This window comes from Myxococcus sp. CA033 (genome assembly GCF_013336625.1).
GTDB lineage: Bacteria > Myxococcota > Myxococcia > Myxococcales > Myxococcaceae > Myxococcus > Myxococcus llanfairpwllgwyngyllgogerychwyrndrobwllllantysiliogogogochensis.
The window spans coordinates 101,391-123,390 of sequence record NZ_JABUMU010000018.1 but is presented as its reverse complement, the minus strand read 5'-3'; the positions used below and the strand labels follow the sequence as shown (position 1 = coordinate 123,390).

Here is a 22,000-nt window from a genome sequence, read left to right as displayed (position 1 = left end):
GGCTAGTTCTGCAGGTCGTAGATCTCTTCCTCGATGTCCTTCTTGTCCGTCGCGTCCGGCTTCTTCACGAGGTAGTCCTTGAAGGCCTGCACGGCTTCCCGGCGCTTGTTCTTCTCCTTATAGGCGAAGCCCAGGTAGTAGTAGGTCATCGGGTTTTCCGGCTCGACGCTGGAGGCCTTGCGGTACCAGTCGATGGCCTTGGCGTGCTGGGCCTGCTCGGTGAAGGCGCGGGCGACCTTGTAGTAGACGTGAGTCAGCTTCGCGTCCGCCTTGAGGGCCGTCTGGTAGCGCTTGATGGCGTCGTTCCAGCGGGCCGCGTTGAAGTACGCGTCGCCGATGGAGCCGAGCACCCGGGTCCGGCGCGGGTCTGACTTGAGGCTGTCCTCGAAGGAGGAGATGGCCTCGTCGAACTCGCCGTTCTCCAGGTGGGCGTGGCCGAGCGCCTCGTGCGCGTCGGCGTTGGCCGGGTCCAGGTCCACGGCGGTGTTCCACTCGCGCATGGCGTCCGGCAGGTTCTTCGCGTCGCGGAGGATGACGCCGTAGGCGTAGTGGTAGTCGGGGCGCTTGGGGGCGCGCTCCACGGCCTTGCGCATGGCGTCCATGGCCTGGGTGAACTCCATCCGCTTCGCCTTCACGAGCGCCAGGTAGTAGAGCGCCTCGTGGTTGGAGGGCTCGTTGCTCAGCGCGAGGCCCAGGTTGCTCTCCGCGCCGGGCAGGTCTCCACGCTCCAGCAGCACCGCGCCCAGGGTGATGGGAATCGTGGTGGAGCGAGGGTCCTCGGCCTTGGCCTTCTCCAGTTCGGCCACGGCCTCGTCGAGCTTGCCCAGGCGCCACAGCACGATGCCGCGCTGCAGCCGGCCGTCCTTCAGCAAGTGGGGGTCCAGCTCCAGGGCGCGGTTGGCCTCCGTCTGAGCCTTCTCCAAGTCGTTGTTGAGCAGCGCCACGCGCGACAGGCCCAGGTGGGCGTCGGCGAGGTTCGGGTCGAGCTGCACGGCGCGCTCGAACTCCTGCTGGCCCAACAGCGCGTTGTTCTCCGCCAGGGCCAGCTCACCCAGACCGGCGCGCACGCCCGCGAGGTCCGGGGCCTTGGTGGCGGCCTGCTCCAACTGGGTGCGGGCCTCCGCGTTGCGGCGCTGCCGCAGGTAGAAGCGGCCCAGGTAGAGGTTGGCCTCCACCAGGGTGGCGTCCGCGGCGATGGCGCGCTTGTAGTGGCCCTCCGCCTCGGAGAGCTTGTCCAGGGCGTCCTCGATGCGGCCGTAGAGGTAGGCGATGCGGGCCTCATTGGGGAAGCTCCCGCTGGCCTTCTGCACCGCCTCCAGCGCGGCCTGCATCTTCCCGGTCATCACCAGCGAGGTGATGTGGCCGTCGGCGTACTCCAGGTTGTCACCCTCTTCTGAGGCCAGCGCCGTGTACAGCGGCAGGGCGCCTTCGTAGTTGCGCTGGGCGCGCATCACGTGGGCCAGCTGCGCCTTGAGGAAGTCGGACTGAGGGTCCTTCTCCAGGGCGGACTTCAGCTCCGCCTCCGCCTCCTTGGGCTTGTGCTGGTGGAAGAGCGCCACGCCCTTGAGTCCCCGGGCGCGAGCGAGCTCCGCGGGACCGAGCGCGGACTGGACGTCCTCGGCGAGAGCCTCGTCCACGGACTGGGTGCCCTTCTCGGCATCCTTGCGCACCAGCAGCTGCACGGCCGCGAGTTCCACGGCGGAGGCGGCGTGCTTGCGGTCGGCCTCGAGCGCGGCGGCGTACGAGGCGGCGGCCTCGTCGGCACGGCCCGCGGCCTGGTGCAGGTTGCCCAGCGCGTGGTGGGCCTTGGCGGACTTGGGGTCCGCGGCGAGCACCTTCTTCAGCGTCTCGATGGCGCTGTTCTGGTCGCGCTTCATCGCCTGGGCTTCGGCCACGAGAAAGGCCAGCTCCAGGTCCGCCTGGTTCGCCTCGCGGCTGAAGGCGTCCAGCAGCGGGGGCAGCGCCGCGTCCGCCTGTCGGGAGGTGAGCGCGAGCGACGCGGCCGCCTTGATGACGTCGACGTCCTTCTCGCCCAGCAGCGCGATGTCCGCCATCGCCTCGCGGCAGCGGCTCATGTCGGCCATGTCTGCCGCGGCGTACTTGCGCTGCAGGTAATAGACGGACTGGCACCACAGCGAGCGCACCGCCGGATACTCCTTCTCCTGGAGCGCCTGCGCGGAGAGGGTGTGCGCCTGCTTGTAGCTGGCGAAGGTGTCCTGGAGGAGCGCCTGGCGCGCCTGGCTCACGAGCTGTGCCTGGGGCGAGCCGTCCGAGACGCGCGCGGGGAAGATGGCCCGGCGACCGAAGGCGCCGTAGCGCGTGCCGAACTCCGTGCCCACGCCGATGCCCAGCATCAACACGGCCACGCCGGCGGCGATGAACAGGGGGATGCGCTTCTTGATCTTCGCATCGGCGCCACTGCGGTCCACGACGGAGACCGCGGCCATGCGGCCTTCGTAGAGCTGCTCCAGGCGACGCATGTTCGCCTGCGTTCCACCCGGGTCGGCGCGAGGGGCTTCGGAGTCCGACGCGGTGGCGACGGGCGCGGCGGCCACGACCTTGGACGGGCCCTCCATCAGCCTCTGGATGGCGGAGGCGAAGGTGGGGATGGTGCCGATGGCCGACCACGACTCCGAGTCCAGGGAGACGTCCTCGTTGCCGAGCAGCTGCCCGTCCTCGAGCATCTTGACGACGACGCCCTCGTCGAACGGGCCGAACACCTTGCCGGAGCGGCGACGGACGTGGAAGCGGCGCACCTTGGCGCCGGCCTGGCCCGTCTCGCGGCTCGCGGCGTCGTCGATGAAGGACAGCATCTCCAGACCGTCCGCCGGACCCGCGTTGGGCGGGGGCGGCAGCGGGTCGGAGAGGTCCGCTTCCAGGTCGTCACCGGGCCTGGCGGTGGGGTCGAACTCGAGCGAGTCCGGGATGCCGGGCGACGCCGCGGGAGTCGGCGGCATCCCGAAGTCCACGTCGCCGAAGTCCACCGAGGGGTTGAACGACGCGGGAGGCGCGGCGGGAGGCGGGGGCTCGGCGAAGTCGAGGCTGAAGTCCGGCACCGGCGCGGGCGCGGAACCGAAATCCGCGTTGAACCCGGGCGTGGGGGGCGAGGCGAAGTCGAACGACAGGTCCTGCGGCTGCGCGGCTGGCGACGGCAGGTCGGAGAAGTCCATCCCGGGCGCGGCGGGCGACGGCAGGTCCGAGAAGTCCATCGCTCCCGCGGTGGGCTGCGACGCGGAGAACGGATCCTCCCCCGCGGGCACGGGCAGCTCGGCGAAGTCGAACGACGGTCCCCCCGAGGGCGGAGGCGGCAGCGCGAACGGGTCCTCCGTCATCGGCGCCTGCGCATACGCGGGAGGCGGAGGCAGCGCGAAGGGGTCTGCTTCCAATGGCGGAGGAGGCAGCGCGAAGGGGTCCTCCGTCATGGGCGCCTCCGCGTACGCGGGAGGCGGAGGCAGCGCGAACGGGTCCGCCTCGACCGGGTAGCCGGCATGCGCGGGATTGGGCGTGGGCGGCAGCGCGAAGGCGGTGGCTTCGCCGCTCGGGGTCTCGACGTCGAAGGCGAAGGGATCCGCTTCAGGCTGCGCGGGCACGGGAAGCGCGTCGTCGGAGAAGTCGAAGTCGCGCGCGGTGCCCGTCACGTCGGGCATTTCGACGGAGCCGTGGGCCAGGTCCACCGGCGGCGCCAGCGAGTCGTCCGAGAAGTCGAACTCGCGCCCCGCCTTGGGCGGAGGGGGCGCCGCGGGCCGCGGCGGCTCGCGGAACGCCGCGTTGGGCATCGGAATGGCCACGACCCGCGTCACGTCCCGGTCCTGGCGGACGGGCGGCTCCACGTCGTCGAAGCCCTCGCTGAACGAGTCCACCGCACCCGGCAGGGGAATGGCGCCCGACGAAGACGCGACACCCGGAAGGGGAATGGCACCGGAGTCGAAAGGCGCGGAGGCACCGGGCAGTGGAATGGCGCCCGCGTCGTAGCCGAAGTCATCCTGCGGAGCGGCGGCACCGGGCAGCGGAATGGCACCCGCGTCGTAGCCGAAGTCATCGTGCGGAGCGGAGGCACCGGGCAGCGGAATGGCGCCCGCGTCGTAGCCGAAGTCGTCGTGCGGAGCGGAGGCACCGGGCAGCGGAATGGCACCTGCGTCGTAGCCGAAATCATCCTGCGGCGCGGAGGCGCCGGGCAGCGGAATGGCACCCGCGTCGTAGCCGAAGGCATCGGACTGTGGCGCGGCGCCCGGGAGGGGAATGGCCTCGTGCCCCAGGGCGATGGCCCCGGAGGGCGCGGCGCCCGGGAGGGGAATCGCGATGGCGCCCGACGGCGCGGCCCCGGGGAGGGGAATCGCGGCGGCGCTCGGCGCGGACGCACCAGGCAGGGGAATGGCGGCGGCCGACGGAGCAGGCGCGGCAGGGGCCGCTGCGCTCACTCCCTCGGGTCTGATGGGGAAGGTGGTCTGGCACCGGGCGCACTTGAGCTTCGCGCCACCCGGGGGGATCCGCTTGTCATCGATGTTGTAATTCGTCTGGCAAGACGGGCAGGAGACTTTCATGGGGTTCCTTCGACGGGACCGGCGCGCGCAGGCTACCAGAGGCGTTTCCAGCCCGGAAAGAACGCGCCAGCCCGCAGTGGAAGCGGTCCCCCCCTTTACTCCCAGGCGGGCGGCCGAGGGGGCTTGAGATTTCGCGCCCCTGGCACCGCGCGTTCGGCTCCCCCTCACCCGGAGGAGGTGGTAGGACCGACCCGGTATGGAACCCATCGTCATCCTGGGAGCGGGGCTCGCGGGTCTCTCCACCGCCCATTTCCTCCAGAAGCCCTGGCTCCTCATCGAGAAGTCAGACCGGGTCGGCGGCCTCATCAAGACCGAGGTCATCGATGGGTGTTATTTCGACCCCACCGGGCACTGGCTCCACCTGCGGGACGCCGAAATCCAGGAACTGGTGAACACGCGCTGGCTGCCGGGGCAGATGGTCCGTATCCAGCGCAAGGCGGGCATCTTCACGCGCGGCGTCTTCACGCGCTTCCCATACCAGGTGAACACCCACGGGCTGCCGCCGGACGTCGTCGCGGAGAACCTCGTCGGGTACGTGGAGGCCATCTACGGCGAGAAGGGCCGTGCGCTGCGTGAGCGGGAGCCTCGCGACTTCGAGGAGTTCATCCTCCGCTACATGGGCGAGGGCTTCGCGAAGAACTTCATGGTGCCCTACAACCAGAAGCTCTGGACGGTGCACCCCCGTGAGCTGTCCGCCGCCTGGGTGGGTCGCTTCGTGCCCCGGCCCTCTCTCAAGGAAGTGGTGGACGGAGCGCTCGGCGCGGGCAGCGACGCGGTGGGCTACAACGCGTCCTTCGTCTACCCGCGCGAGGGCGGCATCGAGAGTCTGGCCCGCGCCATGCTGCGAGACTTGAAGGGCGGCGAGCTGAGCGTCCGCACCGAGCCCACCTCCATCGACTGGAAGGCGCGCAAGGTCGTGCTGTCCGACGGCAGGACGCTGTCCTACTCGGGGCTGGTGTCCACCGTGTCGCTGCCCGGCCTGGTGCGACTCCTAGCCCAGGGCGCCTCGGGAGTTCCCGACGAGGTCGTCGCCGCCGCGAAGCGTCTGCGCGCCACCACCGTCACCTACGTCGCCGTGGCCGCCAAGGGCGCCAACCGGCAGCCCTGGCATTGGATCTACCTGCCGGAGCCGGAGTTCCACACGTACCGCATCGGCTCACCCTCGGCGGTGTACGACGCGCTGGCCCCCAAGGACACCGCGACGTTCTACGTGGAGTACAGCCACCACGGCGAGCTGTCCCCGGCCGCCGCGGAGAAGTACGCCGTGGAGGACCTGCTGCGCTCGCAGATGATCCACTCCGCGGACGACGTCCTCTTCGCCCAGGCCCGGGAGATTCCCCACGCCTACGTCCTCTATGACGACGCTTACGGGCCCGCGAAGGCGGAAATCCTCCGTTTCCTGGAGCACGCGGGCATCCTCACGGCGGGCCGCTACGGACAGTGGGAGTACTCGTCCATGGAGGACGCCATCCTCGGCGGGCGGGCGTGTGCCCGGACGCTGAACGGCTGACGAAGTCGAGACGCGGCGCGCCGCATCTTGTCGACGGGTGGCGCGGGGCATGCTAGGCGGACCGGACCGCAGCCTGTCCGGACCTGATTCCATGGCACCGCACCTGTCCGTCGTCATCCCTGTCTACAACGAGGAGTCCATCATCACCTCGGCGGCGGACGAGCTCCGCCAGGGGTTGGATGCGCGTGGACTCGACTACGAAATCATCTTCGCGGAGAACGGCTCCCGGGACGCCACGCCGCGCATCCTCGACGAGCTGTGCGCGAAGCACCCGCGCCTGCGCTGGTTCCACTCGGAGCGCCCCAACTACGGCGTCGCCCTCAAGGCCGGCATCAGCATGGCCCGGGGCACCTACGTCATCTGTGACGAAATCGACCTCTGTGACGTCACCTTCTACGACGCGGCGCTGCCGCGCCTGGAGCGGGGCGAGGCGGACATGGTCGTGGGTTCCAAGGCGGCCAAGGGCGCCAGCGACCAGCGCCCCCTCATCCGCCGCGCGGCCACCCGGGTGCACAACAAGCTCCTGAAGGTGACGCTGGGCTTCCAGGGCACGGACACGCACGGGCTCAAGGCATTCCGCCGCGAGGCGCTCCTCCCGGTCATCCAGAAGTGCGTGGTGGACATGGACGTGTTCGCCAGCGAGTTCGTCATCCGAGCCTGGCGCGAAGGGCTGAGGGTGATGGAGATTCCCATCCAGCTCCACGAGAAGCGCCAGCCGTCCATCCACCTCTTCAAGCGCGTGCCCAACGTGCTCAAGAACGTGGGCAAGCTGTTCTACGTCATCCGCATTCGCGGCACGTGAGCGGGGGAGGGCGCGCACCGTGAGGCTGGCGTCCATCTCCGTCGACCTCGACTCCCTGCCGCACTACTGCCGCATCCACGGCCTGCCGGAGTCGCTGCTGGATGCGCGTGCCCGCTCCCTCGTCCATGCCGTGGCGGTGCCTCGCTTCCGCGAGCTGCTCGACACGCTCGGCGCGCCGGGAACCTTCTTCGCCATCGGCGAGGACCTGGAGGCGGACACCCTTGCCTCCACGGGCATGCGCGCGGCCCATGAAGCGGGCATCGAGGTGGCCAGCCACAGCCACGCGCATGACTACGCCCTCACGCGCCGGGGCCCCGCCGCCATCCTGGAGGACCTGCGGCGCGCCGATGCGGCCATCCTCGCGGCCACGGGCGCACGGCCCGAGGGCTTCCGCGCGCCGGGCTACACGCTGAACGCGGACCTCTACGCGGCCACCGTCGAGCTGGGCTACCGGTATGGCTCCTCCGCGTTTCCCGCCACGCCGTACTACGCGGCCAAGGCGGCGGTGATGGGCGCGCTGTCGCTGATGGGGCGCCCGTCTCGCTCGGTGCTCGACACGCCTCGCGTGCTGCTCGCGCCCCGCGTGCCGTACCGCCCGGACCCGGCGCGGCCCTATCGACGGGGCACGGGCTCGGTGCTGGAGCTGCCCATGGCGGTGACGCCCGCCCTGCGCTTCCCGTTCATCGGCACCTTCGCCACCACGCTGCCGCTGCGGACCCTGCGAGGTGCGTGGCGCTCCTGCCGTCGCGACGCGTTCTTCAACTTCGAACTCCACGGCGTGGACGTGCTGGACGCAACGGACGGGATTCCCGGCGAGCTGGTCCGACAGCAGCGGGACCTGCGCGTCAGCGCGACGCGGAAGCTCGAGCGGCTGCGTGAAATCTTCGGTTGGCTGAAGTCCGAATGCGACGTCGTCACGCTGCGCGACGCGGCCGGGCGGCTGTCCGCCACGCTGTGAGCGTCACCTGGCCACGGCGGGCGAGCCGAGCACGTCCACCACCGAGTCCAGCACGCGCGGGTCGGTGAGCATCCACGGGTGGAGCAGCACGGGAAAGGTGCGCTCGCTGGCCCCCGGTAGCCGTGAGCTGGAGGCGGGGAGGATGGTCAAATCCCACGGCGTCCAGAAGCTGTGCACCTCCGTGCTGCCCCAGGGACGAGGGTCCTGCTGGAGTGCCCGCAGGAGCCTGCTGCCGGGCCGCATCTGCGCCACGCCCTTGCCTCGTCCCAGGAACGCCAGGCCCGTGCCCGAATGAGGGCCGGAGATGGAGACGAAGCGCCTCACCACCAGACGCCCTCCGAGCAACTGCACCCAGTAGCGCGTGACGAGCGCCCCCATGCTGAAGCCCACCACGTCCACGCGGCGGGCGCCGGTGCGTGCGCGCAGGGCCTCGGCCTCGCGGGCCACCTGCCGGGCCAGCACGGGAATCCCCTCACTGCCGTTGTTGGGGACCATGGAGACGGCGTGGACATGGGGCCAGCCCTCGCGCTCCAGCCGGCGGCGCAGCAGGTCGAAGGCGCTGGCGTCGTCGCCAATGCCATGGACGAGCAGCACGGGCACGCGCTGCTCCACGGGCGCAAGCCGTGGAGACGACGCGGCGAGCGCGGCGGCCGTCACGGCGCACCCCGAGAAGAGCCAGGCCAGGCCCAGCAGGACGAGCATCGTGCGCATGCGGGGCGAGACATGGCGACGTCACCCCTGGCTGGCATGGGGCCACGGGGGCATTCGTCCACTCGTGGCGGCCCGGGGCTCAGGTGCCGTCACGCAGTGCACTCCAATCCGCCCGCACCTGGTCGGCATAGGCCCGCGCGAAGGCCGACAGCCGGCCCGTGGCCTGGGCCGCGTCGTCGCCCACCCAGGACCGCAGCTCGCGCGCCTGCTCGGGCGCGGCGCCGTGGGCCCGAGCCAGGACCTGACCGACCTGGGTGAAGACCGAGACTAGGTCCTTCTTTCCCGTCAGCGCCCCGTCTCCCAGCTTCGCCTTCTCCGGCTCCAGCTCGCGCACCAGGAAGGCCCGCCCTCCCATGCGAGTGGCACCGGTGAGCGGGTTGGCGTGGCCGGAGAGCCGGCGCTGCGCGTCCACCACCGCGCTTCCGTCCGTTGGAAGCGGAGGCGACTCCACGCTCGGGGCGAGCAGCTCCTTCAGCTCCAGCAGCACGGGAGGCGCCTTCGGGTCCGCCGCCCGCGCCAGCACCCAGTACCGCTCCAGCCCATAGCTGCTGCCGCCCGCGTCCAGCCGCCGGGCCACGTCCAGCACGCGCGGCGGCAGGGCGATGTCCTGCCGTCCCGTCAGCGCGGCCAGGGAGTCCGCCAGGGCGGCCCGCACCTCCCGCTGCTTCGCGGGGGAGACCGACTTCAACGTGTCCGAGGTCCGGAAGCTCGCGGCGTCAGGGCCCTCCAGCCGGGCATGTTTCTTCACCAGGGCCTCTCGCGAGGTGTCGTTCGCGTCCCCGAGGAGGTCATCCACCGGGCCGGTGGCCTCCTTCTTGGTGAGGAATGCCCCGGGGTTCTCCGCGCCTCCGGCGAGCGACTCGAGTGTCGAGAAGTATGCGTCCGCGAAGGCCCGGAGGACGACCTCTTGTTCCTTGGGAGACAGCCCCGCCTCGCGCGCGGTGAGCACGGCGCTGGTCGCCATGCGCGTCAGGTCCACCTCCGGCGAGCCGCGTCCGGCCTGGTCGAAGTCGTTGAGTCCCCACACCGGTTTGCCTTCTGGCCCCCGGAAGGTGCCGAGGTTTCCCACGTGCGCGTCACCCACCACGGGGATTCGGGGCGCGGGGCGGTCCACCAGTCGGGCCTCGGCGGAGTAGGGGCCTCGCAGGTCCGCGTGGAAGAGGGCGGGCATCATCCGGAAGAAGGACGACGGACGCTCGCGCATCAACGCCAGCTTCTCCTCGAGGCGCGCCGGAGGCAGGTCCAGCCGCGCATGGAAGTCCTGGCTGAACGTCACCGCCTGCCCGGGCGCGCGTCGGAGGGTGGACGCGGAGGCCCTGGCGCTACTGGCGGGTGCCGAGACGGGAGCTGCGGCCTTCGGGGTGGAAGCCGCGGGGCGGGGAGGAATTCGCATGAGCGTGGGCTCCTCACGTTATCCCGGATGGGCACGGCAAGGTTTCCCCACTCCCGGTACGGGGGCCGGTGGTGTAAAGAACCAGGGATATGCTGGAGCGACTCGGCGACCGAGTGAAGAAGGGCCTGCGCGAATGGACCGACCGCCTGGCCAACGACGAGCAGAAAGAGCGGATGCAGGCCCTGGTTCGGCCTGAGAACGAGTACGGGGTCGACCCGTTCGGCTACAACCTCGACTTCAGCCTGTCGGCGGTGGCGCCCTTCCTGTGGCTCTACCGCAACTACTTCCGCGTGGAGACCTACGGCATCGAAAAGGTCCCCGCCGGCCGCGTGCTGCTGGTGTCCAACCACTCCGGCCAGCTCCCCCTGGACGGCGCCATGATTGGCGTCTCCCTGATGCTGGAGGCCAGTCCGCCCCGCGCCATGCGCAGCATGGTGGAGAAGTGGGTGCCGTCCCTGCCGTACGTCTCCACCTTCATGGCGCGCATGGGCCAGATTGTGGGCACGCCGGAGAACTGCCGACGGCTCTTGGAGTCCGACGAGGCCATCCTCGTGTTCCCGGAAGGACTGCGCGGCATCAACAAGCTGTGGCCCCAGCGCTACCAGCTCCAGGAGTTTGGCCTGGGCTTCATGCGCCTGGCGCTGGAGACGCGCACGCCCATTGTCCCCGTGGCCGTCGTCGGCGCCGAGGAGCAGGCCCCCGCGCTCATGGACCTCAAGCCCGTGGCGAAGCTGCTCGGCTTCCCGTCCTTCCCCGTCACCCCCACGGGCCTGCCCTTCCCGCTGCCCACCAAGTACCGCCTGTACTACGGCGACCCGATGCACTTCACGGGACGCCCGGACGACGAGGACAGCGAGCTGGACAAGAAGGTCCGCACCGTGAAGGCGGCCATCCAGTCCATGCTTCACCAGGGACTCAAGGAGCGTCGCGGGGTGTTCTGGTGAGCGCCCGCACCCCAGCTGACGGTGTTATGAGGCTCGCACCATGAGACCGGCCGTCGTCGTCACGGGTATCAGCGGCAACCTCGGCCGCACCCTCGCCAAGCTCCTCCACAAGCACGAGCGCATCATCGGCATCGACCGGCGTCCCTTCGTGGGCCGGCCGAAAGACGTGGAGATGTACGAGCTGGACCTGCGCAAGAAGAAGGCGGAGGACGTCTTCCGCAAGAACGAGGTCCGCGCCGTCATCCACATGGGCATCATGCATGACCCGCGGATGAGCGAGGAGGAGCACCACTCCTTCAACGTCGTGGGCACCACGCGCCTGTTGGAGTACTGCGCGAAGTACGGCGTGAAGAAGGTCGTCGTGTTGTCCTCGGCGAACGTCTACGGACCCAGCCCGGACAACTCCAACTTCCTCACCGAGGACGCGCCGCTCATGGCGGCCAGCCGCTTCTCCGGCGTGCGGGACTTGATTGAAGTGGACATGCTCGCGCATGGCTTCTTCTGGAAGCACCCGCACATCGAGACGGTGATTCTGCGGCCCGTCCACATCGTCGGGCCCACCATCAAGAACGCGCCCTCCAACTACCTGCGCCTGCGCCACCCGTGGATGCTGGCCGGCTTCGACCCCATGGTGCAGCTCATCCACGTGGAGGACGTCGCGCGCGCCATGGTGGCGGCCCTCCGCCCGGAGCCCAAGGGCGTCTACAACATCGTCGGCCCCGGCGAGGTGCCCCTGTCCGCAGTGATGCGCGAGCTGGGCAACTCCCCCATCCCCGTCCCGCACCCCCTGGCCCGGCCCCTACTGGGCATGCTCTTCAAGTACCGCATCGCCAACTTCCCGCCCCCGGAGCTGGACCACATCCAGTTCCTGTGTGCCGTGGACGGCAGCCGCTGGGTGCAGGACGTGGCCTGGAAGCCCCACTACTCCATGCGGGAAACCATCCGCGCGGTGCAGGCCGAGTAGGGAAGGAAAGTCCGAGGGTTCCCTGACACGGTTGTCGTGCATGGCACGACGCCGGAGGCTGGACCCTCTGACAGGAGTGTCAGCACCCCGACGGCCTGCCCCCCTCATTGTCGGGCGGCCGCGAGTGCAAGCCCTTGAATCTCCAATGCAGGGCCCCGCACGCCACCCCCGGTGCGCGGAGTGGCATCGCCATTGCTCTAGGTTCCGGCGTCACCGCGCGGCGACGCGGGCCTGAACAACACCGTCGCCCCGCTCACATGTCAGGGCGCTCCATTGGGGAGCTCCCGACGCCCATCGACTCGGCCGGCCCCGAGCCGATGGGCGGATTCTTGTAGGGCACTCCATTGGGGAGTTCCCGACGCCCATCGACTCGGCCGGCCCCGAGCCGATGGGCGGATTCTTGTAGGGCGCTCCATTGGGGAGCTCCCGGCGCCCACCGCCTCGGCCGGCCCCGAGTCGGTGGGCGGTTTCTTTTCAGGGCAGCGCGCCCTTCAGCTCGTCCACGAAGGGCCCCGCGTCCTGCCGCTCCAGGAGCCACACGCCGTCCCGGAAGACGAACTCCGAGACGACGACGGCGGTGTTCTCCGAGGCGGACGGCAGGCGCATCCACTGGATGCGGCTCTGCACCGTGGCGTGCGCCCCGTCCTCGGCCAGCCGCACCTCCTCGATTTCGTAGTCGGTGATGGAGAGGTCCCGCTCGTCATGGAGCTCGACGCGGGCGCGCGAGAACGCCGCGCGGCGCTCCGGGACGAGGAGGCGGGAGGCGCTCCGGAAATCCTTCCACCGGATGAGCTGGTGGAACTTGTCCACGGTGGGCTTGAGTTCTTCCAGGTCGGATTTCTTGGATACGGTTGCGCATCCCGACAGGGCGAGCGCGAGAAACAGGGCAGGCAGGCGATTCACAGGGGGAACGGTAGCATCCGGTGGCCGCCCGGGACGAGAGCACGGTGGTATGGTCCCGCTCCCCCGCCCGAGCACCGGAGTCGCAAGCCCACATGGCCAAGTCGATGGTGGAGCGTTACGAGCAGCTCCTCCGGCAGGACCCCACATCTTCCGTCTTCGTCGAACTGGCCAAGGCCCTGCTGGAAAAGGGGGACGCGGCACGCGCCATCGAGGTGTGTGAACAGGGCATCTCCCACCATCCGTCCTCGACGGTGGGACGCGTGCTCTGGGGCAAGGCGCTCATTCACCTGGGCCGCCCCGCGGAGGCGATGGAGCAGTTCGACAGGGCCATCGCCATCGAGAAGGACAACCCCTACGCCTACAACCTGATTGGCGAGGTGTTGCTCCAGCGCGGGCTGTACCGCTCGGCGCTGCCGCTGTTGCGAAAGGCGGTGGCACTGCAACCCAATGACGGCCGCGTGAAGCTGTGGCTGGAGCAGGCCCAGCAGGCGCTGGCCGGTGGACCGGCTCCCGTCTTCGCCGACCTGATGGGGCTGGAGAAGACCGCGCAGTCGTCGGAAGGGGAGTCCGACGCGGAAGCGAAGGTCGAGAGCGACGACGCCGAGCCCGCGCCCGTGACCGCGTCTCCGATGGCGGCCGCGAGGCTCCGGGCCGCCGCGCTCGGAGATACCGCGAAGGCCGCGACGGCTTCGGGTCCCGGGGCCGCGAGGAACGCGGGCGCCCGTGCCGCCGCTGACCTGGCGAGCGCCGCGGCGGCGGGGGGGCGCGCGAGCACGGAGGACGTCTCCGCTCCCGAGCGCGACGCGGATTCGGTGGGGGACGTGAGTGCCTCCGGCTCCACTGCTGACACTGGAGCTTCCGGGGACACAGCGACCGGCACCGGGGGCGCTCGCACCCGCTCGGGTGAGCATCCTGCCGCGTCCGCGGCGGGGTCTTCGCTAGGGCTGATTGACCGGCCGGTGCCGGTGCTGCTGCCCTCCCTCGGTTCCGAGCTGCCGAGCCTGGACCTGTCGTTGTCGGATGAGGATGACGCTCCTCGGCCGTCGGGCTCGGAGCCCTTGTCTGGCGCGTCGACGGGGGAGGGCAGCGAGCCCCTGCCCGAGGATGCGCGGGGGACTGCCTCCGACACAGCGGGGGCTTCTGACGACCTGACGTCCACGGGCGAGGGGGAGGCGGGGACCGCGCCTGCCGACTCCGACGACGACGTGCTGCTGCGCTCCAGCGAGTTCACCACCGCGAAGCCGGTGATTCCCGCCGCTTCCGCCGACTCCGACGAGGATGTGCTGCTGCGCTCCAGCGAGTTCACCACCGCGAAGCCGGTGATTCCCGCCGCTTCGGGAGGACTCCTCGGAGATCTGCCTCCGCCGGATCCCACCGCGCAGAATCCCGTGGTCGCTCGCGCGCAGCCCGCGACGCGGGGCTCGGGCTCCAAGCGCTCGTTGCTCGACGACCTGCCGGAGGCCTCTGATGCCGCTGGGAGCGCCGCGAAACCCAAGGCGGGTCAGCCCAAGCAGGACACCGAAGCGCTCACCGCCGCCTACGAGAAGGAGCTGCGCCAGAAGCTGGTGCGCGAGGCGGCGAAGACGTCCTTCCTCAAGCGCAACGGCGTGAAGGTCGCCGGAGTGACGGCGCTGGCGATGGTGCTCATCACCATCGTCGTCGGCTTCCTCCGGATTCGCGCGGCCACCGGTGGCCAGACGCTGAACGAGGCGCTGGCCCGGGCCGAGGACCTCATCACCCAGGACACGCGCGCCTCGCTGGATGGGGCGTTGCAGCAACTGGGTCGCGCCCTGGAGATGGACGAGGGCAGCAGCCGCGCCTGGGCCCTCACGGCCTGGACGCATGCGCTTCTCTTCTCGGACCACGGCATGTCTCCGGAGGACCGTCTCAAGGCGCTGGAGGCGCTGGAGAAGCCGGGCGTGAAGGAGGCCGCGCCGGGACTGGTGCTCACCACCAATGTCCTCGTGGCGGATGACCGGGGACGGGAGCCGGCGCGTCGCGCGCTGCTCACCTCGATGGACGAGAGCACCGAGGCCCAGGCGCTCGCGGCGAGCATCCTCCTGGCGTCGAAGGACGAGAAGAAGGCGCTGGAGCGGTTCGACCGCGCGCTGCGGACCTCGCCCGCCAACGTGCGGGCCCTGGTGGCGCTGGGCGGCTACTACCTGGCGTCGGAGGACTTCCCGCACGCCATCGAGATGTTCGAGAAGGCGCGCACCAAGTCTCCCAAGCACCCCGTGGCGCGCATCGGTCAGGCGGAGGCCCGGCTCGCGCTGGAGCAGGAGCTGGACGCCTCGCTCGCGGATGTGGCGCCGCTCGCGGAGGACAAGGCGCTGCCGGCGGACCTCAAGTCGCGCCAGCAGTTGGTGCACGGCCGGCTGTTGTCCGCCGTGGGCAAGCACGACGAGGCGCGCACGTTGCTGGGGAAGGGCACGCAGGGGGCGCTGGCCTTCGACTTCCAGCTCGCGCTGGGGGCCGCCAGTCGCGCCGCGGGGAAGCTGGATGCGGCGCAGGCCGCGTACGAGGCGGCCCTGAAGCTGCAACCCAAGAGCGACGAGGCCCGTGAGGGGTTGGGCCGCACGCTGCTGGATAGGGACCGCGAGCGCGACGTGCTTACGCGCCTGGAGGCCGACAGTGGCCGCAAGGTGTCCCTGGTGCGAGGCGCTGCGTACGCACGGCTCGGGGATTGGAAGCGAGCCCGCGCGGAGCTCGCGCGCACGCGGGTGAACGAGCGCTACCCTCCGGAGGCGGTGTCGCTCCTGGCCCTGGCGGATGCGGCGGAGGGCAACGCGCCCCAGGCCCGCGAGCTGCTCGAGAAGGCGCTGGCCGCCTCCAAGCGCCCGCGCAACGACATGCGACTGGCGCTGGGGCAGGTGTACTGGCGTGAGCGAGCCTTCGACAAGGCGCAGGCCCAGTTCGAGGAGGCGCAGAAGGACCCGCGCGACTACGAGGCCTCCTGCTCGCTGGGGCGGCTGCTCCTATCTCGCGGCCTGCCAGACATGGCCCTCAAGCCGTTGACGCAGGCGGTGGAGCGCAACGGCGCGCACGGCGAGTCGCGCGACGCGCTGGGCCGCACGCTGCTGGCGATGGGGCGTACTCCGGAGGCCCTCAAGCAGTTCGAGGCCTGGCAGCTGGACAACCCCGGCAGCGCCGCCGCGCACAAGGGCTTCGCGCTGGCCCTCTTCCACGCCGGACGCCGCAAGGAGGCGGAAGGGGCCGCGGGTCGCTCGGCGAAGCTGGCGCCCGACGACGCGGAGGCGCACCGGCTGCGCGCGGCCATCCTGTTCGCCTCGGGTGACGCGAAGAGTGGCTTCTCCGCCCTGGAGCGTGCCAACAAGCTGGACCCGAAGGACCCGGACACCTTCTGCGAGATTGCCCACGCCTTCCTGCGGCAGGGCAACGTGGACAACGCGGACGCGGCCTTCGCGGCGGCTCGGCGCGAGGGGTCTGACGCCACCTGTGGCCGGGTGGGCGAACTCTACGTGCAGCTCCCCGGCGGAGGCCGAGGGGCGGCGCGGACGCTGGAGGACCTGGCCTCGCGCGCGCCCACTGTCTGGGACAAGGCCTTCGCCCAGGCCGCCATGGCCCGCGTGCTGTTGGGGGCCGGCGTGTTGAAGGACGCGCGGGCGGCGGCGGAGGAGGCGGTGCGGCTGGCGCCGTTCCAGGGCCGCTCGCACCTGGCGCTGGGGTTGGTGGCCCTGAAGCAGCGGCAGGAGGCCGTGGCGAAGGCGTCGCTGCTGAAGGCCGTGGAGCTGGAGCCCACGGACGGCCCGGCGTACCTGGCCCTGGCGGATGTGCTGGTGCGCGAGTCTGCGGAGCTGAATCGGGCGGTGGAGTCCTACGAAGCCTTTCTCCGGCTGGCGGGTGGCAGCGAGGAGGCGGGGCGCGTAAAGAAGGCGCTGCCGTCCCTCAAGAAGAAAGCGGCTCGCTAGCGTGCGCCACCCTCCCTCTGGCCCCGGGCCCGAGTCCCCGCTGCTGCGCATCATGTGGGGCAATGCCTTCCTGCTGTCGGCGCTCTACCTGCTGGTGGGCGTCGTGGTGGAGGGCGCCCTGCGCCTGTTCCCCTCGAAGTTCCTCCAGCGCCTGTCGCTGTCGTTGGACTCGCTGCCGGCGCGTGCGCTGGAGCTGGTCGGCGCCATGGAGCCGCTGCGTACGGCCTTCTTCAACGGCCGCATTCCCGAGTACGGGGTGCGCCTCATCTTCGGACTCACCACGGTGGCGGTCATCTTCCTGCTCGCCCTGGTGGTCGGCACCGTCATGGGCAGCCTGCGCTACCTCATCGCCCGAGGGATGCGCCGAGGCGGAGGCAACGGCCCGTAGCCTCTTCCGTCGCGAAGACGGGGGCACCGGCCGCGGGGCTCTTCGTCAGTTCGTACCCAGGGCCCGCCGGACGCGCGGCTTGCGTGGCGCCGCCAGGGGGGCTGCCTGGGGCTCATGCCCCGCGGCGCGCGCCATCAGGCAGATTTCGACGACCTTGGGGCCGAAGCGCTCCCAGCGACTCTCTCCCGTGCCCTTCACCGTGAGGAAGGCCTCCCGGTCGATGGGAAGCGTCGCCGCCAGCCCGAGCAGCGTGGCGTCGTTGAAGATGATGAAGGGCGCGACGCCCAGGTCCTTCGACAGCTCCTTGCGCCAGCGACGAAGCTCCGTGGAGGCCAGCTCGCTGAAGTTCAGCACCGGCTGCGCCGAGGCCGACGTGCGGCCTCGGGACGCGGTCGGCCCGCTCGAGAGCAGCACGGGCATCTTCGCGGGTGTGCACACGTCGCAGTTGCCGCAGGAGGCCTCCACGTCCTGCTGACCGAAGTAGTGGAGGACGGCGCGCCGCCGGCAGCGCTGCTCCCGGTCCGCGTAGGCGTAGTCCGTCATCCGCCGCAGGAGCTGGAGGTTCTGCCGCTCCTGCTCCCGGACGTGGCTCAGGTCCATGCCCAGTTCGCGGAAGGGCAGCCGCGCCAGCGCTCGGATGGAGCGACCGGAGAAGGGCCGCCGCACATTCACCACGCCCGACTTCTCCAGCAGACCCAGCGCGTGGCGCGCCTCGTCCACCGACAGACCGACGCGCCGCGCGAGGATGGTCAGCTCCGTGGTGACCTGCCGCCCGAGGGGAAACGTCTCCAGCAGGGACTTCAACAGCCGCTGCGCGTCCGCCGCATGCGGGTGCGCGGCCTGGGCCTTCTCCGTCAGCGTCAGCCCGTGCTCTCCCTCACCCCGTCCCCCGCGCTCCAGCTTCCCGGCACGCTCGAAGATGCGCAGCGCCGCGGAGACCTCGAACTCACTGGCGTTCACCATCCCCGCTAGCACGTGCACGCCCCGCTCGAACTCCTCCACCGACTGGAGCACGCCCCACACGTCCGCGAGCACCGTCTCCGACGGGTGGCTGCCCTGGATGAGCCGCTCCTGCGTGTACACGTCCGAGTGGTTGAACAGCAGCACCGCGCGCGCGTCGCCGCCGTCCCGGCCCGCTCGGCCGATCTCCTGGTAGTACGCCTCCACCGCCCTGGGGATGTTGGCGTGCGCGACGAAGCGGATGTCCGACTTGTCGATGCCCATGCCGAACGCATTGGTGGCCACCGCCACCGCGTCCTTCGTGGACATGAAGGTGTCCTGCGCCCGCCTCCGCGCGTCGTCCTCCATGCCCGCGTGGTACAGCACCGCCTTCAGGCCCCGGCCATGCAGCTCCGCGAAGATGCCGTCCGCCGCGCGGCGCGTGGAGCAGTAGATGATGCCGCTGCCTCCCAGCGCCGCCAGCCGCGCGCAGGCCTCGTGACGGTCCGTGTCTCCGCCGACTTCCTGCTTGCCCAGGAACAGGTTGGGCCGGTCGAACCCCATGGCGAACTCGCGGGGCTCCTTCATCAGCAACACCCGGACGATGTCCGCGCGCACTTCCGGCGTCGCCGTCGCCGTGAGCGCCACGGTGCGCGGTGGGCGCAGCTTCTTGCGCACCTGGCCGAGCTGCGCATACTCCGGCCGGAAGTCGTGCCCCCACTGGGAGATGCAGTGCGCCTCGTCCACGGCGAGCAGGTCCACGCCCACGTCGAGGACCGTCTGCACGAAGCTCGCGCTCCGGAAGCGCTCGGGCGCCACGTACAAGAGCTTGTACTCGCCCGCGCGCAGCCGGCGCATCCGCTCCGCCCGCTCCAGGTCCGACAGCGAGGAGTTGATGAACGTGGCGCTGATGCCGCGCGCGGTGAGCTGCTCCACCTGGTCCTTCATCAGCGCGATGAGCGGCGACACCACCAGCGTCAGCCCCGGCAGCAGCGTGGCCGGGAGCTGGTAGCACAGGCTCTTGCCCGCGCCCGTGGGCATCACCACCACGGTGTTGCGCCCGCTCAGCACGGTGGAGATGACCTCCGCCTGCCCGGGACGGAACTGCGTCAGTCCGAAGTGGCGCACCAGGCCCTGCTGAGCTTCCTCGAAGTAGGGCAGGGCCAACGGCATCGCTCGCATGTTCACCATCCTGGCCCGGCCGTCAACGGAAACGGCGCCTCGCCGCCCCTCACAGCTCGAGCCCCGGCGGCACGGGGACAGCCAGGCGGGCCCTCCTCAGCGCCACCTCCAGCACGCGCAGCGCTGTCGCGTCCGGCTCCCGTCGCCCATCCACCACCACGTCCCCTTCACGGGCGTCCGCTGGCAGCTCCACGCGCTCCACCGTGCAGGCCCGCCCGGTCTCCAGTCGCACCACCTGTGCCCGCGTGTCCTCCAGCAGCTCCACCTGCACCATCCCCACAAGGCACCCCGCCATCACCCATCTCCTCCCGCCACGTTCCATTCCCGTTTCGACTCCCACTCCCCGTCCGGGAGCAGTCCCCGCTCCAGCATCGACACGAAGGCCCCGTCTCCCACCACCAGGTGGTCCAGCACCTTGAGGTTGAGCAGCTTCGCCCCCGCGACGAGGTGCCGCGTCAGCCCCACGTCCTGGACGCTGGGCTCCGGGTCCCCCGAAGGGTGGTTGTGCGCCAGGACGATGGCCGTCGCACGGGAGACGAGCGCCGCGGCGAACACCTCCCGGGGGTCCACCGGGCACGTGTTCAGCGTGCCCTCCGCCACCCGCGCGTCATGCACCAGCACGTTGCGCGCGTTGAAGCACAGCACGTGGAAGACCTCCCGCCGCAGCGCGCCCAGCGCGGGGGTGAGGTACGCGTGAATCTCCCGGGGCGTGCGCAGCTTGGGACGCCGCTCCGGTGAACGCTGGGCGCGACGGCCCAGCTCCAGCGCCGCGAGCACCTGCGCGGCCCTCCGAGGCCCCAGGCCCGGCACCCCTCGGAGCTCCACAGGCTCCGCCTGCAGAAGCGCCTTGAGTCCTCCGCATCGCTTCAGCAGCGCCCCCGCCGCCTCCAGCCCGCCTCGCGAGCGCGGTGCCAGACCCCACGTGACACACAGAAGCTCCGAGTCGGTGAGAGCCTGTGCCCCCAACCGGAAGAGCCGCTCCCGGGACTGCTCCATGCCCCCGGGCGCGAGCGCCCCCACCGACTCCTCGCCCACCACTTCACCGCTCCCCGTCCACGCCCCGCCCATGCTCCACTCCATCCCGCCCACCTTCCCCGGCGCGGTGCTTGAGCAAGGCATGTGCCCGCTGTCGCTACCTGGGGCGCGGTGGGCCTACCCATCCCGTCTGGCGCGACAGGGCTCGACTCCCGGACGGTCACCCGCACACCACGGGCCCTCTCGGGCGGTGAGAGGTGGGCGGTGCGGGCCTGCTTTCAGAAGCGGGAGATGGCGAAGAACGATTTGATTTTGTCGTTCGTCTCGCGAAGTCGCTCGCTCAGCGTGCGGACGAACGTCCAGAGCAGTACGTACGCCAGGTCCTTGTCGGTGAACATCAGCTGGTCCAGCTTGGACCTTTCGATGGCCCACACCGAGCAGGAGATGTGGGCGATGGCGTCCGCGGAGCGGGGAGAGTCCTCGATAACCGCCATCTCTCCGAAGTACTGGCCGGCTTCCAGGATGGCGAGCGCTTCCTCTCCGATGCCGGGCACCGACTTGGAGATGCGGACCTTGCCGCTGGAAATGACGAACATTTCCTGGCCGGACTCCCCCTCGCGGAAGAGGAAGGCGCCCGCCGGGTAGTCCCTGGTGTGGCCGAGTTGCGCTACCTTGGCGAGCTGGCCCTGGGTCAAACCCTCGAACAGCGCAACCTTCTTGAGGAGCTCGGCATCCATGAGGCCAGCTTCGTATCACGCGCCCGAGGGCCTCTGGTACCTTCGCGGCCTCAACGGAAAGAGGGAGGAGCCACCCGTGGCGGAGGAGAAAATCAACAAGGTGACCATCATCGGCTCGGGGCCGGCGGGTTACACCGCGGCCATCTATGCCGCGCGCGCCAACCTGGAACCGATGGTGTTCGCTGGTGGGCCCACGCTGGAGCATCCCCAGCGCGTGCCGGGCGGGCAGCTCATGGTGACCACGGACGTGGAGAACTACCCGGGCTTCCCGGAGGCCATCACCGGCCCGGAGCTGATGGACCGCTTCCAGAAGCAGGCGGAGCGGTTCGGCACGGTCATCCACATGGAAAACGTGGTGAAGGTGGATTTCAGCAAGCGCCCCTTCGTCATCGAAGGGGAGAGCGGCATCCGCGTTCTCTCGGAGACCGTCATCATCTCCACCGGCGCGACGGCCAAGTGGCTGAGCGTCAAGGGTGAGGACATCTACAAGAACCGGGGAGTGTCCGCGTGTGCCACCTGTGACGGCGCGTTCTTCAAGAATCAGGAAGTACTCGTCGTGGGCGGTGGAGACACGGCGATGGAAGAGGCCACGTACCTGGCGAAAATCGTCAAGCACGTCACCCTCGTCCACCGTCGCGACTCGCTGCGCGCGTCGAAGGTGATGCAGGAGCGCGCGCTCAACAACCCGAAGATTTCCTTCCTGTGGAACTCGGCGGTGGAGGAAGTCACCGGCAACGCGAAGGGAATGACGGGCGCGGTGGTGCGCAATCTGAAGACGGGCGACAGCCAGCTGCTCAATGCCACGGGCCTGTTCGTGGCCATTGGCCACACGCCGAACACGGAGCTGTTCCAGGGCATCCTGGAGACGCACCAGGGCGGCTACCTCAAGACGGTGGCGGGCAGCACCCGCACGAACATCCCGGGCGTGTTCGCTTGTGGTGACGTGCAGGACAGCTACTACCGTCAGGCCATCACCGCCGCCGGCACCGGCTGCATGGCGGCCATCGACGCGGAGCGCTGGCTGATTGAGCAGGGCGAGTAGCCCGCTCACCACCGCGTGACGCATGCTCCAGGCCGGTCCGTCTCCATGGCGGACCGGCCTTCTTTTCGAGCCAGGCAAGGGC

Annotated in this window: 16 protein-coding genes; 8 read left to right on the top strand and 8 right to left on the bottom strand. The window is 70.3% G+C overall.

Annotated features, from left to right (window positions below; genetic code table 11):
• Positions 1-2: 2 nt before the first annotated feature.
• Positions 3-4,541: a tetratricopeptide repeat protein gene (locus HUA78_RS32120; RefSeq protein WP_174477853.1), complete on the bottom strand. Its 4,539-nt coding sequence runs from the start codon at positions 4,539-4,541 to the stop codon at positions 3-5.
• A 196-nt stretch (positions 4,542-4,737) separates the two neighbouring features.
• On the opposite strand from HUA78_RS32120, the gene HUA78_RS32115 reads away from it, so the two are divergent.
• The 3 genes from HUA78_RS32115 (at position 4,738) to HUA78_RS32105 (ending at position 7,811) form a co-directional block, all read left to right on the top strand.
• Entirely contained in the window at positions 4,738-6,051 is a 1,314-nt protein-coding gene (locus tag HUA78_RS32115) for an NAD(P)/FAD-dependent oxidoreductase (RefSeq protein WP_141647249.1), read from the top strand.
• Between the two features lie 91 nt (positions 6,052-6,142).
• Entirely contained in the window at positions 6,143-6,853 is a 711-nt protein-coding gene (locus HUA78_RS32110; RefSeq protein ID WP_141647250.1) for a glycosyltransferase family 2 protein, read from the top strand.
• Between the two features lie 19 nt (positions 6,854-6,872).
• Complete coding sequence (locus HUA78_RS32105) at positions 6,873-7,811, top strand: polysaccharide deacetylase family protein (protein WP_174477852.1); 939 nt, start codon at positions 6,873-6,875, stop codon at positions 7,809-7,811.
• Positions 7,812-7,814: 3 nt separating this feature from the next.
• Here the strand turns inward: HUA78_RS32105 and HUA78_RS32100 are convergent, their stop codons facing one another.
• Entirely contained in the window at positions 7,815-8,522 is a 708-nt protein-coding gene (locus HUA78_RS32100) for a triacylglycerol lipase (protein WP_254623997.1), read from the bottom strand.
• 79 nt (positions 8,523-8,601) lie between these two features.
• Entirely contained in the window at positions 8,602-9,915 is a 1,314-nt protein-coding gene (locus tag HUA78_RS32095; protein WP_174477851.1) for a DUF2252 family protein, read from the bottom strand.
• An 89-nt stretch (positions 9,916-10,004) separates the two neighbouring features.
• Here HUA78_RS32095 and HUA78_RS32090 point away from each other — a divergent pair, with 89 nt between their 5' ends.
• Together HUA78_RS32090 and HUA78_RS32085 are read left to right on the top strand one after the other, a co-directional pair.
• Positions 10,005-10,859 carry a lysophospholipid acyltransferase family protein gene (locus HUA78_RS32090; RefSeq protein ID WP_141647253.1) on the top strand — a complete coding sequence of 285 codons (855 nt, stop codon included), beginning with the start codon at positions 10,005-10,007 and terminating at the stop codon, positions 10,857-10,859.
• 40 nt (positions 10,860-10,899) lie between these two features.
• Positions 10,900-11,823 (top strand): SDR family oxidoreductase, encoded by a 924-nt coding sequence (locus tag HUA78_RS32085; RefSeq protein WP_174458532.1) that lies wholly within the window; start codon positions 10,900-10,902, stop codon positions 11,821-11,823.
• A 474-nt stretch (positions 11,824-12,297) separates the two neighbouring features.
• On the opposite strand, the gene HUA78_RS32080 is transcribed toward HUA78_RS32085, so the two are convergent.
• Complete coding sequence (locus tag HUA78_RS32080; RefSeq protein ID WP_174458533.1) at positions 12,298-12,726, bottom strand: hypothetical protein; 429 nt, start codon at positions 12,724-12,726, stop codon at positions 12,298-12,300.
• 92 nt (positions 12,727-12,818) lie between these two features.
• Here HUA78_RS32080 and HUA78_RS32075 point away from each other — a divergent pair, with 92 nt between their 5' ends.
• Both HUA78_RS32075 and HUA78_RS32070 read left to right on the top strand, forming a co-directional pair.
• Complete coding sequence (locus HUA78_RS32075) at positions 12,819-16,655, top strand: tetratricopeptide repeat protein (RefSeq protein WP_174477850.1); 3,837 nt, start codon at positions 12,819-12,821, stop codon at positions 16,653-16,655.
• Between the two features lie 52 nt (positions 16,656-16,707).
• Positions 16,708-17,043, top strand: coding sequence for a hypothetical protein (locus tag HUA78_RS32070; RefSeq protein ID WP_141648995.1), 336 nt, complete (start codon positions 16,708-16,710; stop codon positions 17,041-17,043).
• Between the two features lie 45 nt (positions 17,044-17,088).
• Here HUA78_RS32070 and HUA78_RS32065 read toward each other — a convergent pair whose 3' ends face one another.
• From HUA78_RS32065 to HUA78_RS32050, 4 genes are all read right to left on the bottom strand, one after another.
• Positions 17,089-19,173 carry an ATP-dependent DNA helicase RecQ gene (locus tag HUA78_RS32065; RefSeq protein WP_174477849.1) on the bottom strand — a complete coding sequence of 695 codons (2,085 nt, stop codon included), beginning with the start codon at positions 19,171-19,173 and terminating at the stop codon, positions 17,089-17,091.
• 40 nt (positions 19,174-19,213) lie between these two features.
• Complete coding sequence (locus HUA78_RS32060) at positions 19,214-19,459, bottom strand: DUF3006 domain-containing protein (RefSeq protein WP_141648994.1); 246 nt, start codon at positions 19,457-19,459, stop codon at positions 19,214-19,216.
• Positions 19,459-20,244 carry a DNA repair protein RadC gene (radC, locus tag HUA78_RS32055; RefSeq protein ID WP_174458598.1) on the bottom strand — a complete coding sequence of 262 codons (786 nt, stop codon included), beginning with the start codon at positions 20,242-20,244 and terminating at the stop codon, positions 19,459-19,461. The genes HUA78_RS32060 and radC overlap by 1 nt, the downstream gene beginning before the upstream one ends.
• Positions 20,245-20,417: 173 nt before the next feature.
• A complete protein-coding gene (locus HUA78_RS32050; protein ID WP_141649135.1) occupies positions 20,418-20,876 on the bottom strand; it encodes a cyclic nucleotide-binding domain-containing protein in 459 nt (152 codons plus the stop codon).
• A gap of 76 nt (positions 20,877-20,952) precedes the next feature.
• Between HUA78_RS32050 and trxB the strand changes: the two genes are divergently transcribed.
• On the top strand, positions 20,953-21,918 hold the full coding sequence (trxB, locus tag HUA78_RS32045; RefSeq protein ID WP_141649140.1) for a thioredoxin-disulfide reductase: 966 nt from the start codon (positions 20,953-20,955) through the stop codon (positions 21,916-21,918).
• Positions 21,919-22,000 lie beyond the last annotated feature (82 nt).

What these genes read in the sequence shown, in the direction of transcription:
- HUA78_RS32050 (WP_141649135.1), bottom strand. Translation starts at nt 20,876, where the DNA reads ATGGATGCCGAGCTCCTCAAGAAGGTTGCGCTGTTCGAGGGTTTGACC.
- HUA78_RS32115 (WP_141647249.1), top strand. Translation starts at nt 4,738, where the DNA reads ATGGAACCCATCGTCATCCTGGGAGCGGGGCTCGCGGGTCTCTCCACC.
- HUA78_RS32070 (WP_141648995.1), top strand. Translation starts at nt 16,708, where the DNA reads ATGTGGGGCAATGCCTTCCTGCTGTCGGCGCTCTACCTGCTGGTGGGC.
- HUA78_RS32085 (WP_174458532.1), top strand. Translation starts at nt 10,900, where the DNA reads ATGAGACCGGCCGTCGTCGTCACGGGTATCAGCGGCAACCTCGGCCGC.
- HUA78_RS32060 (WP_141648994.1), bottom strand. Translation starts at nt 19,459, where the DNA reads ATGGCGGGGTGCCTTGTGGGGATGGTGCAGGTGGAGCTGCTGGAGGAC.
- HUA78_RS32100 (WP_254623997.1), bottom strand. Translation starts at nt 8,522, where the DNA reads ATGCGCACGATGCTCGTCCTGCTGGGCCTGGCCTGGCTCTTCTCGGGG.
- HUA78_RS32090 (WP_141647253.1), top strand. Translation starts at nt 10,005, where the DNA reads ATGCTGGAGCGACTCGGCGACCGAGTGAAGAAGGGCCTGCGCGAATGG.
- HUA78_RS32110 (WP_141647250.1), top strand. Translation starts at nt 6,143, where the DNA reads ATGGCACCGCACCTGTCCGTCGTCATCCCTGTCTACAACGAGGAGTCC.
- HUA78_RS32075 (WP_174477850.1), top strand. Translation starts at nt 12,819, where the DNA reads ATGGCCAAGTCGATGGTGGAGCGTTACGAGCAGCTCCTCCGGCAGGAC.
- HUA78_RS32095 (WP_174477851.1), bottom strand. Translation starts at nt 9,915, where the DNA reads ATGCGAATTCCTCCCCGCCCCGCGGCTTCCACCCCGAAGGCCGCAGCT.
- HUA78_RS32065 (WP_174477849.1), bottom strand. Translation starts at nt 19,173, where the DNA reads ATGGTGAACATGCGAGCGATGCCGTTGGCCCTGCCCTACTTCGAGGAA.
- radC (WP_174458598.1), bottom strand. Translation starts at nt 20,244, where the DNA reads ATGGAGTGGAGCATGGGCGGGGCGTGGACGGGGAGCGGTGAAGTGGTG.
- HUA78_RS32120 (WP_174477853.1), bottom strand. Translation starts at nt 4,541, where the DNA reads ATGAAAGTCTCCTGCCCGTCTTGCCAGACGAATTACAACATCGATGAC.